Source organism: Coleofasciculus sp. F4-SAH-05 (genome assembly GCF_040222985.1).
Classification (GTDB): Bacteria; Cyanobacteriota; Cyanobacteriia; order Cyanobacteriales; family Coleofasciculaceae; genus Coleofasciculus; species Coleofasciculus chthonoplastes.
Map to the genome: position 1 here is coordinate 1 of NZ_JAVKBY010000261.1, position 17,539 is coordinate 17,539.

Sequence of the window (17,539 nt, forward strand, 5' to 3'; positions counted from 1 at the left end):
CCTCTGGAGTTATCTAAATTAGGCTCAATACTTGGTAGTTTTCTACGGGTGTTTGGTTTAAGTATTGCCGCAAGGATAGATAATTGTAAGGTGTGTCGCGGAACTAAGAATCCCCGCACTTATAGGGCGGGGAGTGTCAAATAAGAATCGAGGATTAGGTCTACCAGTGCGTTAACCCCCCAACCCTTACCATTGGAGGGGAGCAGGGCGGGTTTTGTACAAAGGTTATGGGCGAGATGCAAAGTTAATCCCTAAACCCGCCCCTACATTGGATTTTCTGTCTCGATATCAGATGTTCCGATTAACCTGAAACCTGATCACAAAACCCACTGGATTGCTAAGTGCGATCGCACTCAAAAATGTCGGGGTGAAAGGTGGACTAACTGTGTCAAGGTTGCTTCCATTACCGCCGTGGTTTGCCCAGACACGGTAAAGACTACTGCTTCGCGATAGACACGTTGGGCGGCGTGGGATTGAAGATTAGCAGCGCCACTGGAGACAGTTACCGCCGCATTGGTACACCGCCCTGCTAGGTTAATTGCCCACGCCCTTAGCTGTAGGGATTGGGGACGTTTTTTCCCCATGTAGGGGCGGGTTTCACCATTATCTTTTGTTGTCACCCGGATGTTTATAAACCCGCCATCATCTCCCCTATCTCCCCCATCCTCGATGTCAGCAGAATTTTCTGATAATGCGGCGATCATGGCGGCTTCACAGTCAGAGACTTCGGCGTTGAGATGATCAAAAGCATCTTGAATACATTCGAGTTGCTTGCGTTGATAAGCGGCGGCAATAATATCTAATCCGGCTTTAGCACAACCTAAGGCAAAAAAACCGTGATTTAATACATTTTTTCGATCCGTTTCATGAATCGCCCCGGCTTTTCTGAGGAATAAAACCGACTCGTTCGGTAAAAACCAATCCGTCAGACTCGCCGACACCGTATTCGTGGAATTCATCGCCGCTAGCACCATGGGTTGACTAAACGCGATCGCACCCCCAACTCCTTGCTCGGTCGAGGTCAAGGGTACTATACCATACAGTTCCCGACCATCGGGTAATGTCGCCCCAATCACAAAATCCTCAAACAAGCCAAAACCTGTAACCCAAGGCACATTTCCAGTAATCTGATAGCCCCCATCCACAGGCGTCGCCTTTACTAGGGGATTCCCAGTGCGTCGCAGTTGGGAGAAACCCACCCCGACTAACGCCTCACCTCTCCCCATGCGGGGAAGATACTGCTGCTTTAAGCCATGATTGTCACTTTTTGCCAAAAACCCACCTGCACTCTGATGCTGAGTTTGCAGAAAAGCCAATGCGCCCGAATAGCGACAGACGTGTTGTTGGAAGTGAAAGAAGGTAACAGGATTCACCTCAGCACCTCCCCAATCTTGGGGAACCTTCAGCGCTAGCAGATGGCGATCGCCTAATCCTTGCAGTGCAGTGCGTAATGCTTCCGTATCCTGATCGATCTGTGAGGCGCGAGGGGCAACAACTTCGCACAAGTAAGCATTCGCCACCTCTAAAATAGTGGACTGATTCGCGATTCCCTTCGGGATAGCTTCGCTTCGCACGTGAGGAACACCCTGGTTCGCTGTAGTTGGTGACATTTGACAACAAACAGTTAAACAATACCTTTCTCAGGATATCCGACTAGCTTAAGTTGTGAGAACGGCATCACGTTAGCTCAAGCTGATGTGTATTTAAATTAGCTATTCCCTATTCCTACGCTAGCCAATCAGTCAAGGCTGAACTGTTTATGAAGCTTTAATGAAGAACCACCTGAGACTGATTTAGGCAAATCCGATTATCGTTGCTTATGCTTTTCTCTTTGTTTGGGCATCCTTTTAGTTGCTTTACGTATTAACTGTATACATTAATTAATTTATCTTATTTTTTCTATAGATTGCTTATTAAGTACACCAATTATAAAGACGAATAGCATCAAATTTTGTTAATTTTCGCTCAAGTCAACACCCTAAGTATTATTTTTACTTATAAAAATAAATTTTTATAAGTAATAAGATATTGTAAAGACGCTAGCATTTTCAGTTAGCCAATAGTAAGGTGTAATTCATCAGCATTTAATCAGGGTGAAATAATGAAATCCGCCGTTAATAAACAATCCAATCTTAACTATTCTAGCCAGCCCCAAGCCGAAAAAACTCCGTCTGATTTTTGGCTTTCCCTGAGAACCAACGTTAGGTTAAAAAATCAGACGCCTGCCATTCAGCCTGTTTCACGCAACCAAAACTTACCCCTGTCCTTCAACCAAGAACGACTCTGGTATCTGGAACAGTTACAGCCCGATACTTCTGTACATAACCTTTTGCATTGTTTGCATCTCCAAGGTGAACTCAATGTAGTAGCACTAGAGAGGAGTATCGGGGAAATTATTCGACGCCATGAAATCCTGCGAACCACGTTTCCTACCGTCAATGGATCACCCATCCAAGTAATCAGTCCAGATATTGATTGGACTCTGCCAACTATAGACTTGCAAGAACTTCCTCTAGAACAAAGGAAAGCTGAAGCCCAAAAACTCGCTGTCGAAGATGCCAAGCAACCGTTTGACTTGACAAAAAGCCCTTTGTGGCGTATCAAACTTTTGCGCCTAACTGAACAAGAGCACATACTGGTACGAACCGTACACCATATCATCTTCGATGGTTGGTCTGACCGAGTATTCCTGCGGGAACTCGGCGTGCTTTACGATGCCTTTTCCCTGGGAAAATCATCGCCACTTTCGGAACTACCAATTCAATACGCCGACTATGCCCAAACCCAACGGCAATGGCTGCAAGGCGAGGTATTCTCCACTCAACTGGACTACTGGCAGAATCAGCTCAGTGGCATTTCAGCTCTGGAATTACCCACGGATTACCCACCTCCACCCGTACCAAGTTACCAAGGTGCTTATCAACCCTTTGAGTTATCACAAAACTTAACTAAGGCGCTCAAGAAATTGAGTTATCAGGAAGGTGTTTCTCTGTTCGTCACCTTGTTAACCGCCTTTAAAACCTTGCTCTACTTATATACAGAGCAAGAAGACATGGTTATCTGTTCGCCCGTTGTTGGTCGCCATCAGGTTGAATCCAAAGGGTTAATTGGCTACTTCAATAATATAGTAGCGCTCCGTACTGACTTATCAGGAAACCCCAGTTTTCGAGAACTGTTGCATCAAGTCAGTCACGTTTCCTCACAAGCATTTGCCCACCAAGATATACCCCTACAAAAGGTAGCAGAACTCCCCAATTTAGTTCACACACCGCTGACGCGAGGTATGTTTGTCTTGCACAATACTCCCAATCCGTCATTAGCTCTCGATGGGTTAACGGTGAACTCTTTGTATGTAGAGCGGGAAATCGCCAACTTTGATTTATCTCTTTCCCTGCAAGAAAAATTAGGGAAATTAACGGGAGGATGGCAATACAAAACAGACCTATTCCAAGCGACTAGCATAGCTCAGATGTTGGAGGATTTCCAGACCTTACTGGAACACTTAGTAACCCATCCAGATATTCAGCTTTCATCGCTCCTACAGCTCTTGGGCAAAGCCAAACCCAATCAACCACTCAGCCTAAGCCAGATCACCTCTGACACCCAATCCTCTAAGTTAGAACAAGAATCCTCTAACCCCAAACAACTATCTGACCCAACGGATCATTCAACTGAGTCTGTTGAACCACGAGATTTATTAGAATTAAAACTCGTGCATATTTGGCAAGATATTTTAGGTATCCAGTCAATTGGTGTAAAGGATAACTTCTTTGAACTCGGAGGGCATTCACTGTTAGCAGTGCGTTTATTTGCTGACATCCAGACAACATTTAACAAAGATCTGCCCTTAGCCACTCTCCTGCAAGCATCCACCATTGAGAAATTAGCAAATCTTCTACGCCAAGAAGGATGGACACCTCCTTCGTCTTCCCTGATTCCCCTACAATCTGGCGGTTCTAATCTCCCCTTATTCCTAGTCGCACCCGGAGCGAGTACGGCTTTGCAATACATCCCGTTAACTCGTTGTTTGGGTTCAAACCAACCGGTTTACGGTTTGCAAGCCCAAGGTTTAGAGGCTAACCAAGTTATTCACGAAACTATAGAGGAGATTGCCGCTCACTACATTCAAGAAATACAAACCTTTGGCTTTGATGGTCCGTATATGTTAGGGGGGCGGTGCGGATTAGGCACTGTGGTGGCATTTGAAATGGCACAACAATTGCAAGCCGAAGGGAAACAGGTTGCACTGTTAGCGATGCTCGATCCCACCTACCAAGCCTTTCAGAACGCCTTTGAAAAGCCAGAGCCGACAAAAAAAACCTTACTGTATTACATTGGTCGCTTAATTAACCACTGGCGCACCGGTAAACTTTTGGGTGTATTGCGCCATAAAACTAGCCAGAGCAAAATTCCCAACAAGATTGCCCAGTTGTCGGATGACCCCCATGTCCACCGATTACAAACTGTGTTGCAGGCACAAAAAAAGGCGATTCGCAACTATAAACCCCAGGTTTATTCCGGTCAGATTATGCTGTTTTTAAGTAAAAATCGCCAGCGGATGTGGCGCTACTGGAATTTCAAAACCCTGGCAACACAAGGGGCGAAACGCTTTATCTGTCCAGTCACTCACGGCAATATGTTAAGTGAACCGGATGTCCAGAGTTTAGCAGAAAAGCTCCAAAGTTGTATCGCTCAAGTCTCAAAGGATGACATCTAAGTAGTCGGACACAGACAGATTTTGATTGAGTCAGGACTTAGGCAGACACACCACTGATGAAGGTAAAGGTGCGTTACGCAAGCGCTTTCACACCCGACAAATAGAGCTTTTGCGTAAGTCCTATGAGTATACCCCAAACCTGAGGTTGAATTATGCAATCTATTGAAGAAATGCTGCGCCAACATATTTCCGAAAATATCCTGTTCAGCAGCAACGGCTATCCTTATCCCGATGACGCTTCCTTACTGGAAAACGGTATCATTGATTCGATGAACGTGATGGAATTGGTGCTGTTTCTGGAAGAAAACTTGGGCATTGAGGTGGAAGATGTCGAGATTATCCCGGAGAATTTTGATTCCGTTAGCAATCTAGCTGAATTTGCCCGAAAAAAACAGTCCCTGTTTGTTAACAATTGAGGGAAGTAATTGTCATGTTAGTCCAGGAATTTCTGGAGTCTAGCGCTGACCGATTGCCGGATAAGGTGGCGTTGATTGGTGATGGGCAACGCCTAACTTATGCCGAAGTCGAGGCACAGGCAAACCGCTTGGCAAATGCGTTCTTGGCAAAGGGTTTACAACGGGGCGATCGCGTCGTATTATTTCTACCAAACTGCCTAGAATTGGCGATCGCGATTTTTGCTGTTCTCAAAGCTGGTGGCGTTTTTGTCCCACTTAACCCCAGCACGAAGTCCGATAAGTGCGCCTATATCTTAAACAATTGTCAAGCTAGAGTTCTGCTCACCAGTGGGCGACAAGCTGATTTAGCTCAACAGCTCACCCAACAAGTCCCCTCCCTCACCACCCTCATCCTCACGTCCCCAATCCCGGAGACGAGTACAGGCAATGTCCTGAGCTTTACCGCCATCCAGTCCGAATGCTTATCACAAAGACCTCAAAAAGTCAATATTGATCTAGACCTAGCCTGCCTAATTTACACCTCCGGTAGCACGGGCGACCCCAAAGGCGTCATGTCAGACCACAGCAATGTTGTCTTTGCTGCCAGTTCGATTATCGAATACCTGGGCAATGTTGAGAGTGATAGTGTTATTGGCTTGTTGCCCTTATCCTTCGATTACGGACTGTACCAACTGTTGATGGTGTTTAAGTTCGGCGGTACTCTGGTGCTGGAAAAAGGATTTACCTATCCAGCCGCCATTCTTAAACGCATGGAGCAAGAGCGGGTTACTGGCTTCCCTGGCGTCCCGACGATTTATGCCATGCTGCTGAAAATGGATTTGAGTGCCTATGATTTATCCAGTTTACGTTATTTGACCAACACCGCTGCCGCCTTGCCTCCCTCCCACATTCTCCAAATTCGGGCGAAGTTTCCCTGGGCGACACTGTTCTCCATGTACGGTTTAACCGAAACCAAGCGCACCCTTTATCTGCCTCCAGATCAACTGGACAAACGCCCCGATTCCGTAGGTATCGCCATTCCTGGCACCGAAGTGTGGATTGAAGATGAACAGGGTAAGCGGTTGGGTTCAGGTCAAGTGGGTGAGTTGGTGGTGCGGGGACGCCACGTCATGCGTGGTTATTGGGGGAACCCGGAGGCAAGTGCTGCCCGTTTCCGCCCTGGATTGATGCCAGGGGAGCGGCTGTGCTATACGGGAGACCTATTTCACATTGATGAAGAGGGGTTTCTGTATTTTGTCTCGCGGCAAGATGACATGATTAAAAGCCGGGGCGAGAAGGTGGCACCGAAAGAGGTGGAGAATGTGCTGTATGGGCTTCCAGGTGTCCGGGAAGCGGCGGTGATTGGCGTGGCTGATCCGGTATTGGGGCAGGTGGTTAAGGCGTTTGTCGTACAGGAGGGCGATGAACTGACCCCAGCCGATATCTTACGGCATTGCCGCGCCCATTTGGAAGATTTCATGGTGCCGAAGTTGGTCGAGTTTTGTGTTCAATTGCCTAAAACCTCGTCTGGCAAAATCAAAAAGACTGATTTGAAGTGATAAGTCCTTTGTCATTGGTCATTGGTCATTGGTCATTTGTCAGGGTTTGAGGACTATTTACCAAAGTGGCAACAGCGCTAAAGCGCTTACTACAAAAAAACCTTCTCAATCAAACAGAGGAATCTATGTGTGGTATTGTCGGTGTTCTCAATTTGCAGGAACCTCAGCCGATTCCGGAGACGGTTGTGCCGCAGATGTTAGGCATGATTCGTCATCGGGGTCCTGATGAGTTTGGGATTTATCGGGACGAATGGGTTAATTTGGGGAATGCCCGTCTCAGTATTATTGATTTAAGCGGTGGACAGCAACCGATTTGTAACGAAGATGAAACATTGTGGATTGTCTTCAACGGTGAAATCTTTAACTATGTGGAACTGCGCCCCCAATTAGAATCGCTTGGTCATCGCTTTACTACCAATTGTGACACGGAGGTGATCCTGCATCTGTATGAAGAATATGGTGCCGATTGCCTGAATTATCTCAATGGTCAGTTTGCGATCGCGATCTGGGATACTCATCAGCGTAGCCTATTTTTGGCACGCGATCGCTTGGGGATTCGCCCGTTGTTTTATACTCTGTGCCAGGGTCAGTTAATCTTTGGTTCTGAAATCAAGACTATTCTGGCGCATCCCAGGGTTTCTGCGACAATTGATCCCGCCGCACTGACACAGGTGTTTACGTTTTGGAGTGTCTTGACACCGCACACCATTTTCCAGGATATTTATAGCCTCTCCCCCGGTCATTATCTGCAGGTTCAGGATGGAGAGTTAAACATTCAACCGTACTGGAAACTAGACTTTACCCCAGAGGAATCCCAGCGTACTCCCCAAGATTATCTGGATGAGTTTGAGCAACTGCTGATTGACTCCACCCTAATCCGCCTACGGGCTGATGTACCCGTTGGCGCTTACCTGAGTGGGGGGTTGGATTCTTCGACAACCACAGCGATTATCCGTCAATACGCCCAGAACGCCTTAGAAACCTTCTCTATCGCCTTCTCAGATCCAGAGTTTGACGAGAGTGAGTTCCAACGGCGCATGGCAGGTATTTTGGGAACTAATCATCGGGTTGTTTATTGTACCCATACCGATATTAGCCGCCTGTTTCCAGAGGTAATCTGGCACACAGAAACTCCCACATTACGCACCGCACCCGCACCCATGTTTATGCTGTCTCGGTTGGTACGGGATTCTAAATTAAAGGTGGTGCTGACTGGGGAAGGGGCAGATGAATTCCTCGGTGGCTATGATATTTTCAAAGAAATGGCGATACGTCGATTCTGGGCAAAACAGCCGGATTCCCAATGGCGACCGTTATTATTGAAACGACTGTACCCAGAAATTTCCCGTTTGAGTCATACTAGCGAAGCCTTTATTCAGGCGTTCTTTAAAAAGAATCTCACTGATATCGAATCGCCATTCTATTCCCATATCATCCGTTGGTCAAATACGGCTCGTCTCCAGAGGTTGCTGGTGTCTAAACCGGAGGTTGGACTGCTAGAGTGGGCAGAACAGTTGGTTCCCCTGCAGAGCAATTTTTCCAGTTGGTCCCCTTTAGCCCAAGCGCAATATCTGGAAATTGTTAGCTTCATGTCACCCTATTTGCTATCCTCTCAAGGCGATCGCATGGCGATGGCGAATTCAGTGGAAGGGCGTTTCCCCTTTCTAGATTATCGAGTTGTGGAATTTTGCGATCGCCTGCCCTCTAATGTGAAGCTGCGCGGCTTAACCGAAAAATGGCTGCTGCGACAATTAAGCCGCAAATTACTCCCCCCCGATATTTGGCAACGCCGTAAACGTCCCTACCGCGCCCCGATTCACCGCAGTTTCTTTCACCAGGATACACCGGATTACGTCTGGGAGTTGTTGTCGGAAGATGCTGTACGCGCTAGTGGTTTATTTAATCCCTTAGCCGTCAATCAACTGGTTCGCAAAGCCCAAAGTGGATCACCCTTAGGTGAAGTGGATGATATGGCGATCGCCGGAGTTTTATCCACGCAGTTGGTTGATCAACAGTTCCTTAAAAACTTCAATTCTCGGTTATCGACTTTGACCCCTTCAGACCGAGTTAAGGTGATTGATCGCACACACACAACACACATTGAAGGGGATTCACTAACCAACTTTGGATGAAATTCGACCCTATAGGTAGGCATATTTTCTGATTATGAAGTAAGTCTAATATGAAACCACCGCACTTGTCAATCGATCAAATCGGAACCTATAAAAATTCGTTAACCTATTCAGGAGAATCTATCATGAACAATTCAGTTAAAACCGATGCAATTGGCTTTAATAAGCACTCCCTTAACCTAGATGTAGCCAAAGAAACAGAACGCATTGTCGAACAGTTACGTCAGAGTGTCCATCAAACCCTACGCCGTCGCGGGGCTGTGTTGGGTATCAGTGGGGGGATTGACTCATCGGTGGTGCTAGGTTTATGTGCTAAAGCCTTTGGTTCCGAACGTGTCGTCGCCTTGTTGTTACCGGAGGGTGAATCCAGCCCAGAAAGCGCTACACTGGCACAGTTAGTCGCTGATCACTACGGTGTTCAAACCATTACCGAAGACATTTCCGGGGTATTGGATGGGTTTAGCTGTTACCGCCGCCGCAACGACGCAATAAAACGGTTGTTCCCACAATTCGGAGAAAGTTGGCAAGCTAAAATTGCCTTACCGGGAAACTTACTGGAAAAAGAAACCCTGAATATCTTTTCCCTAACTGTAACCAATCCAGAGGGTGAGAAGTTTACCAAACGCTTACCGCCCCAAGAGTATTATCAGATTGTCGCCGCATCTAATTTTAAACAGCGATCGCGCATGGCTATGCTCTACTATCACGCTGAATTAAATAACTATGCGGTTATCGGTACAGCGAATAAGAATGAGCATTTATTAGGCTTTTTTGTCAAGTACGGGGATGGCGGAATTGATGTGAGTCCGATTGCCCATTTGTTCAAGACACAAGTTTACCAGCTTGCTCGTTACTTAGATGTACCAGAAGACATTCAACAACGCACGCCGACGTCAGATACATATCCGGGTGGAAGTTCACAGGAGGAGTTTTTCTTCCGTCTGCCCTTTGATATTCTGGATACCATCTGGTTCGGGTATGAACGTGGTGTTAAGAACGAAGAAATCGCCCAGGCACTTGATTTGACAGTAGAGCAAGTCGAGCGAGTTGTCACCGATATTGTCCGCAAACAACGTACAACTTCCTATCTAAGAATGCCTGTTATTAGTATGGAAAAGGTTGATTAAAAACGTTATGGATTAAAGCCGCCGCCAATGGGCGATGAGACTAAGGAGGGTTGGTGTTGAATGGCGGCGTCAAATGACGCGATCGTAGGTTTTTTTCAGGCGCCGTTTGAGTTTTTTTCAGGCGCCGTTTGAGTAAAGGGCGACCCGATACAATTGAGTGGATGGGTGGTGTTCATTGATGCAGGCGGGTCGCCCCTACAGTATATTTATGATTGGGTTGCTAGACCGTTAATAACAGAAATCGGATTAATTAAGGTTAGCTTAGAAAAAAATAGGAAAAAATCAGTCATTTCCGCAAAGATATTGCCGGAATTAATGAATTTGCTACAATCCTAAAAAAGCACAGTAACTTATGGTTTTTAGAAAGGGCAAGTGGCATACAAATGAAAAAGCGGAGCCAGAGACTTGCCAGAAGTTGCTCACCCCACCTTGACTTGAGCATTATTACCCTTTCCGTAAAATGTCAACTAACTATGGAGGTATGAATTATGGTCGCAAAATATGCTACAAGTATTTTTTTGCATCCTCAAATCGACTGATCTAGCCGATCTTGCCTCATCGTTTTCCGGGAAATGTTAACTTAAATAAACTTAGGTTTCATTTCTTTACATCTAACCCTCACCTAGAGTAACATCTCATGAAATCGAGTGATGAGGTAAAGTATTCATAAGCGTTAGCCACAATTAGGCTGAAGCTTATAAGTAATCCTGTTGGAGACAGTCTGTCATCGTCATCACACAGGTAAATTGAACCCTATTGAATGGTCAGAGTATCCCATGAACATTAATCAGCACTTGGGCAAACTCAAAAGAAGCATCTTCAGACTCAAAAAAGTTCCTCGTTTTTTCATCTTACTGATTGCCACAATTGCCACGATTCAATTTCTCATTATTCCCGCCTTGACTCAACAACCCGTTAAGGTTCAAGTATTGATGAGCGCCATTGAAGCCTCTCAGTGGCAACCCTTTGTTGATAAGTTTGAAGAAGAAAATCCCACGATCAATCTAGAAATCCTTGAAGGTCCCAATGAAACAAACTTAGTCGAAGACCTCTATACTTCAGCGTTTTTACTCGGTGATTCACCTTATGATCTAGTTTATCTAGACATTGTTTGGGTGCCAAAATTTGCTGCCGCCGGATGGTTAATGCCTCTATCTGACCGGGTTTCTCAAGCCCAATTATCGAAGTTTCTGCAAGGCGATGTAGAAGGCGGACGCTATAAAGATGAACTGTATCGGATGCCCTTCCGTTCCGACGGAGGTATGCTCTACTACCGTACTGATTTACTAGCCAAAGGTGGATACGAACCTCCAGAAACCTTTGCCGAACTCATGCAAATCTCCCAAGCCCTGCAACAGCAAACAGGCGTTAAATGGGGGTATGTATGGCAAGGAAAGCAGTACGAAGGTTTATCTGCCATGTTTGTGGAAATCCTGGAAGGATTTGGTGCCTTTTGGGTGAATCCAGATACTCTAGAAGTCGGACTTGATCAGCCAGAAGCAATTCAAGCGGTCGAATTTTTACTGAATACCATTGAAAAAAATGTTTCTCCTCCCGGTGTTACCACCTACGCCGAAGAAGAAACCCGTCGTTTATTTCAAAATGGTGACGTTATTTTCTTACGGAATTGGCCCTACGTTTACTCGTTAGCCGCCGACTCAGAAATTGCAGGTCAATTTGCGATTAAGCCAATGGTACACCAACCCGCAGATAGCAGTGGCGCTTGCCAAGGTGGATGGGGATTGGGGATTTCTAAATCCACGCAACACCCTGACGAAGCCTGGAAAGTGATTGAATTTTTTAACCGTCTAGACATACAAAAAGAATTCAGTCTCGCCAACGGTTATACCCCCGCTTTAAAATCACTCTATACCGATCCCGAACTGGTGGCTAAATATAGTTACTTTCCCCAAATGTTAGAAGTCCTGGAAAAGGCAGTTCTGCGTCCTCCCATCGCCCAATATGCCCAAGCCTCAGATATTTTACAGCGTTATCTCAGTGCGGCGATTACGCAAACACTGACGCCTGAAAAAGCGATGAATCGAGCCGCCCAGGAAACGCGAAGACTTTTAGGTAATTAAGATTCTGTAGTACGTTTAACGGCGTGTAAGTCAATCAGATTACGATGAAACAAGCTTCAATTCGGCAACGAGAGATACGAACAGGTTGGTTACTCACCCTACTCGCCATCCTGATCTTGCTAATGGTGTTTGCCTATCCCATTGGACGGGCATTTTGGTTAAGTTTATTCAATCAAAATTTAGGTACTGAGTTAAAGCCAGAATTTGCTGGCTTTGCCAATTATGTGCGGCTAGTAGGTGATGGACGCTTTTGGCAAAGTATGTGGCACACAACGGTGTTTACCCTGTCCTCCATTGTGATTGAATTAGTATTGGGAATGGCAATTGCCTTAATTCTCAATCAAGCCTTTTTCGGACGCGGTTTAGTTCGCACCGCCGCCCTAATTCCCTGGGCATTACCCACCGCCGTCATGGGATTAGCCTGGGCATGGATTTTTAATGACCAGTTTGGCGTTGCCAATGATATTTTGCGATTCTTGCCCGCCGTTGATCCGATCACTTGGTTAGGTGAACCGATTCCGGCAATGATTGCTTTAATTGCCGCTGATGTCTGGAAAACAACACCTTTTTTCGCGATTATCCTGTTAGCAGGATTGCAATCAATTTCTAAGGATCTTTACGAAGCCCATGCAATTGATGGGGCGTCTCCAGTCCAAAGTTTTGTCCAAATTACATTACCCCTACTCACCCCTCAAATCTTAATTGCCCTCTTGTTTCGATTCGCTCAAGCCTTCGGGATTTTTGACCTCATACTGGTGATGACAGGAGGGGGTCCAGCGAATGCCACGGAAATGATTTCACTGTATATTTACGATACCGTGAGACGCTATCTAGACTTTGGTTACGGTGCAGCTTTAGTTGTCGTCACCTTCCTCTTGCTAGTTATCGCTGTGGCAATTGTTGGCTTTTTGCTCTCAAAAACCCGGATTAATGTTTTAGGAGACCAATAGATTAATTATGGCAATCGCTCAAGACTCATCATCACAAAAAAAGTCACGAATCAATACCAAGCCAATTCTCCTCTGGTTTGGTGTGGTATTAACCCTAATCTTTTGCCTAGCGCCAGCCCTTTGGCAACTGCTGACCTCGTTCAAGATAAATGATGCAATTTCGGCAATTCCTACGGTCTATTTACCGACGCCAGATCAACTCACTTGGACGCACTACTCGCAGTTATTTGAACGGTATCCCTTTTGGCGTTATATCCTGAATAGTGCCATTGTTTCATTAACCTCTACATTCTTGTGTTTAATCGCTGGAGCGCCCGCTGCCTATGCCTTAGCACGGTTAAAAATTCCCGGCGAACGGATTGTTTTAGCCTGCGTTCTCATCGTCAGTCTCTTTCCCTACGTGCTACTATTCCTGGGACTCCTAGAGGTGGTGAAACTGTTAGGCTTGGGGAATAACTATATTGCCCTCATTGTTCCCTATACTGGAATTAATTTACCCTTAACTATTTTGGTGCTGCGAAGTTTCTTTCAACAGCTTCCCAAGGATCTAGAAGATTCCGCCCAGGTTGATGGCTATAACACAGTACAAATGCTGTTGAAAATTGTTCTACCGATGACTGTCCCTGCCCTAGTGACGACGGGTATTCTCACGTTTATCTTTGCTTGGAATGAATTTATCTTTGCCTTAACTTTTATTACCCGAGATGAAATGAAAACCATTCCCGTAGCCGTGGCTCAAATTGGTGGCACATCGGTATTTGAAATTCCTTATGGTCCGATCGCGGCAGCGACAGTAGCTGGAACGTTGCCCCTGATTCTGTTAGTCCTCCTCTTCCAGCGTCGTATTGTTCAGGGCATCACGGCTGGAGCAGTTAAAGGATGAGGTTGTAGGGGCGACCCGCTTGCACCAACTAACAACGGTGTCCATTCAATAAAATCGGGTCGCCCTTTACTCAAGTTTCCTTGACACGCTTCCATTCAAAATTCAACAGGCAAAAATCATGGCAAAACTCGAACTCCAGAATCTACGCAAAGAATACAATCCTAAAACGGTACCGATTAAAGACATTAGCCTAGATGTCGAAGATGGCGAGTTCATGACATTTATCGGACCCTCTGGCTGTGGTAAATCCACATTGCTGCGATTAATTGCCGGATTGGAAACACCAACCAAGGGTAGAGTAGTGATCAGTGGACAAACGGTTAACGGTGTTCCTCCAGGCGATCGCAATATTGCCATGGTTTTCCAGAGTTACGCCCTCTATCCTCACATGACGGTGGAGGAAAATATCAGCGCCTCCCTAAGAATCCGGAACACTCCTAGCGAAGAAATCCGTAAGCGCATTGATGATGTAATTATCAAGCTGGATTTAGACCGCGCCTTACTCGAACGCAAACCCGGTCAACTTTCCGGTGGACAACGGCAACGGGTAGCAGTTGCCCGCGCCTTAGTTCGGGAACCAGAAGTCTTTTTATTAGATGAACCCTTGAGTAATTTAGATGCCTTACTGCGAGAACAAGTGCGGGCGGAACTAAAGCAACTGTTTAAATCCCAAAACAAACCCGTCGTCTATGTTACCCACGACCAAACCGAGGCAATGACTCTCTCGACTCGCATTGCCTTGCTTTACGAGGGCGTCTTGCAACAACTTGATACCCCCTATCAGATTTATACCTACCCAGCAAATAGTTTTGTTGCCAGTTTCATGGGCAGTCCCCAAATGAACCTACTCACCCTTAGCTGTCAGGAAAATTATGCTGTTCTGGGTAACTTTAAACTGAAACTGCCTAACCTGCGAAAAAAACCGCGCCAAATTGTCATGGGTATTCGTCCCGAAAATGTGCGGATTGCCAAGGCAGGAGACGAACAGATCATCAAGGGTAACGTCTATTTAGTCGAAGATATGGGCAAAGAAAAACTGATCAGCGTGCGAGTGCAGGGATCAGACGGGTCAGAAGGCAAGACGATTCGGGCATTGTTAGCCGCTGATAACTACTGGGATGGTGAAGAAGATACGGTGACTCTAGCCCTACCGGAGAAAACAATGCACTGGTTTGATGTCGAATCAGGCGATCGCTTAACCCATCATTCTTAATCTACCCGATCCCCAATTTCTTGAAAATGTAGAGACGCGCCATGGCGCGTCTCTACAGGGTGGGGTTGTTTACTCTACCTTTATGATTAGGAGTGGGCGTCTAGTCGCAAAATCATCAGATGGACTTTCCAGAACTTGATCCCGGTCACATCGATATTATTTACCAATACCAAGCTAAGTTAGAAAAGCTAGGTGTTAAACTCAATGATGAACATCTCAAACAAATAATCTACAACTATGCCCACAATTTAGAACCATCGATTCAAGCCTTCATCGAGTATTGCGCCAAGGGACTACTTGAGAAACCGAATGATTATCTAATCAAAGCCCTACGCTACGGTTGGAAACCGCGAAACATTGCCAATCCCCCCAAATTACCTCTATTCACGGCGTCTGACTTTGATACTGGACATACTCCAGAACAACGACAAGAGAACTACCGCCGATTGTGTGACTTGGTGAAACATTCTTGCCATTCCTCCAGACCATCAACCCGACTGAAACCCCTGCGCCGTCTGCGCCTCTATGGTCAACGTCCCGATCTCACCACCATTGCCCAATTCATGGCAGATCCCATTCTTCGACCCGAAATCGAACGGGCAATTTCACAGCATCCAGAATGGGGGTATCAAATTACACCCAATGGCGTTCAAGAACTAGAATTTTGAATTTCCTGTTCCCTGTTCCCTGTTCCCTTTCCCATGAGTGAAACTTCTATCCGTCCAGCTTTAATTAACAACGTCATCCCCAACTCCATCGCAGCTGAGGTGGGGTTTGAACCCGGTGACGCAATTGTTTTGATTAATGGTACACCTCCCCGCGACTTAATCGACTATCAATTTCTCTGTGCCGATGAACTATTAGAATTAGAAGTCCGAGATGCGGCGGGAAACATCCATTCTGTAGAAATTGAGAAAGACTACGACGAGGATTTAGGATTAGAATTTGCCACCGCCTTATTTGATGGCTTAATTCAGTGTAATAATCGCTGTCCTTTTTGCTTCATTGACCAACAACCTCCCGGAAAACGACAGAGTTTATATCTCAAAGATGATGACTATCGCCTCAGTTTCCTCTATGGTTCATACTTAACCCTAACCAACCTCACTCAAAGCGAATGGAATCGCATCGAACGCCTGCGTCTATCTCCCTTGTATGTGTCCGTCCACGCCACCGAACCGGAGGTTCGCAGCCGATTACTCAAAAATCCTCGTGCTGGGCAGATTTTAGACCAGTTGCAATGGTTTCAGGAACGACGATTACAAATTCATGCTCAAGTTGTGCTTTGTCCCGGTATTAATGATGGCATTCACTTAGAACGAACCCTGAGAGATTTAGCCCAATTTCAACAGAATGAAGTCCCGGCTGTTGCTTCAGTCGCCGTCGTTCCTGTGGGGTTAACTCGCTTTCGTCCGTCAGAGGATGAATTAATTCCTGTTACTCGTGAGAAAGCCGCAGAGGTGATCCAGCAAGTTCAATGCCTACAAACAAAATTTCGCCAACAATTCGGGTCTACGTTTGCGTGGTTAGCCGATGAGTGGTTTTTAATCGCCCAACAAGAATTACCATCAGAATCTCATTACGAAGATTATCCCCAAATTGGCAATGGTGTGGGTTCAATTCGCCAGTTTATTAAACAATTTCAAGAGACAGCAACGCGGATGTTACCCACCCGTGTAGAACCTGCGCGACAATTAACCTGGGTGGTCGGTAATGCAGTGGAAACAGCGTTTGTTCCGCTAGTACAGCAGTTGAATAAAGTTGAGGGATTGCAAGTCGAAATAGCAGCGCTACGGAGTGAGTATTGGGGACAAGAAATTACGGTTACGGGGTTATTAACCGGACAAGATTTGCTTAAGCAATTGTCAGGAAAAGACTTCGGTGATGGCATTTTACTGCCTTCGGTTATGCTGAAACATGATGATACGAAGTTTTTAGATGATATGACCGTGGCAGAGGTGAGTCGTCAGCTTGGGACTCGAATTTGGGTGGTTAGTGGTATTGAGGAACTACTTGAACGTTGTGTGGCGAACTCATTAATTAGGGGCTGCTGAATAAGTGATGAGGTGAGGGGGAGATGGGGAAGATGAGGGAGATGGGGGAGATGGGGATACATTTTTGCTGATCCAGATGCAAGGATTTTAAGTATCTATGTGCCAAAACCTTGGACTTTATGCACCTTATACCAAGTTGCGTTCTATCATGTCATTCTGAGCGAAGCGAGGAATCTGGATAGATGCGCGAGCGTCACTCCGTTTCACGGAGCCTGCCCTCGAAGGTCGTGAAGGGTTCTGCAGATGCTTCGTTTCGTTCCTCCGCTTCGCTCCGGACTCCACTCAGCATGACAGATTCTACCTTAGACTGCAACTTGGGATTAAATCGTTCTATAACCCTTAATATATAATGGTTCCCGGGCTTTGCAGCAAGCCCTAAATGCGTGACAGCTTACCCCGGTTGGTGCGTACTCAAGGGACTGATGTGA

General features: G+C 46.1%; 12 protein-coding genes. 11 read left to right on the forward strand and 1 reads right to left on the reverse strand.

From position 1 onward, the window contains the following. Positions 1 to 353 precede the first annotated feature (353 nt). Positions 354 to 1,610: an acyl-CoA dehydrogenase family protein gene (locus RIG27_RS32175; protein WP_446351126.1), complete on the reverse strand. Its 1,257-nt coding sequence runs from the start codon at positions 1,608 to 1,610 to the stop codon at positions 354 to 356. Positions 1,611 to 2,101: 491 nt separating this feature from the next. On the opposite strand from RIG27_RS32175, the gene RIG27_RS32180 reads away from it, so the two are divergent. The 11 genes from RIG27_RS32180 (at position 2,102) to RIG27_RS32230 (ending at position 17,111) form a co-directional block, all read left to right on the forward strand. Further along, positions 2,102 to 4,717 carry a condensation domain-containing protein gene (locus RIG27_RS32180; RefSeq protein ID WP_446351127.1) on the forward strand — a complete coding sequence of 872 codons (2,616 nt, stop codon included), beginning with the start codon at positions 2,102 to 2,104 and terminating at the stop codon, positions 4,715 to 4,717. Positions 4,718 to 4,869: 152 nt separating this feature from the next. Beyond that, on the forward strand, positions 4,870 to 5,133 hold the full coding sequence (locus RIG27_RS32185) for an acyl carrier protein (protein ID WP_446351128.1): 264 nt from the start codon (positions 4,870 to 4,872) through the stop codon (positions 5,131 to 5,133). 14 nt (positions 5,134 to 5,147) lie between these two features. Continuing rightward, entirely contained in the window at positions 5,148 to 6,671 is a 1,524-nt protein-coding gene (locus tag RIG27_RS32190; RefSeq protein ID WP_446351129.1) for a class I adenylate-forming enzyme family protein, read from the forward strand. Between the two features lie 125 nt (positions 6,672 to 6,796). Then, a complete protein-coding gene (gene asnB, locus RIG27_RS32195; RefSeq protein ID WP_446351136.1) occupies positions 6,797 to 8,803 on the forward strand; it encodes an asparagine synthase (glutamine-hydrolyzing) in 2,007 nt (668 codons plus the stop codon). A gap of 125 nt (positions 8,804 to 8,928) precedes the next feature. Then, entirely contained in the window at positions 8,929 to 9,930 is a 1,002-nt protein-coding gene (gene nadE, locus RIG27_RS32200; RefSeq protein WP_446351130.1) for an NAD(+) synthase, read from the forward strand. Between the two features lie 776 nt (positions 9,931 to 10,706). After that, positions 10,707 to 12,011, forward strand: a complete 1,305-nt coding sequence (locus RIG27_RS32205; RefSeq protein ID WP_446351131.1) for an ABC transporter substrate-binding protein — start codon at positions 10,707 to 10,709, stop codon at positions 12,009 to 12,011. 44 nt (positions 12,012 to 12,055) lie between these two features. Continuing rightward, on the forward strand, positions 12,056 to 12,961 hold the full coding sequence (locus RIG27_RS32210; RefSeq protein WP_446347592.1) for a carbohydrate ABC transporter permease: 906 nt from the start codon (positions 12,056 to 12,058) through the stop codon (positions 12,959 to 12,961). Between the two features lie 7 nt (positions 12,962 to 12,968). Continuing rightward, a complete protein-coding gene (locus RIG27_RS32215; protein ID WP_446351132.1) occupies positions 12,969 to 13,844 on the forward strand; it encodes a carbohydrate ABC transporter permease in 876 nt (291 codons plus the stop codon). Positions 13,845 to 13,962: 118 nt separating this feature from the next. After that, positions 13,963 to 15,057: an ABC transporter ATP-binding protein gene (locus RIG27_RS32220; RefSeq protein ID WP_446351133.1), complete on the forward strand. Its 1,095-nt coding sequence runs from the start codon at positions 13,963 to 13,965 to the stop codon at positions 15,055 to 15,057. A 119-nt stretch (positions 15,058 to 15,176) separates the two neighbouring features. Next, a complete protein-coding gene (locus tag RIG27_RS32225) occupies positions 15,177 to 15,725 on the forward strand; it encodes a hypothetical protein (RefSeq protein ID WP_446351134.1) in 549 nt (182 codons plus the stop codon). A 33-nt stretch (positions 15,726 to 15,758) separates the two neighbouring features. After that, positions 15,759 to 17,111, forward strand: a complete 1,353-nt coding sequence (locus RIG27_RS32230) for a TIGR03279 family radical SAM protein (RefSeq protein WP_446351135.1) — start codon at positions 15,759 to 15,761, stop codon at positions 17,109 to 17,111. The last annotated feature ends 428 nt before the right edge of the window (positions 17,112 to 17,539 follow it).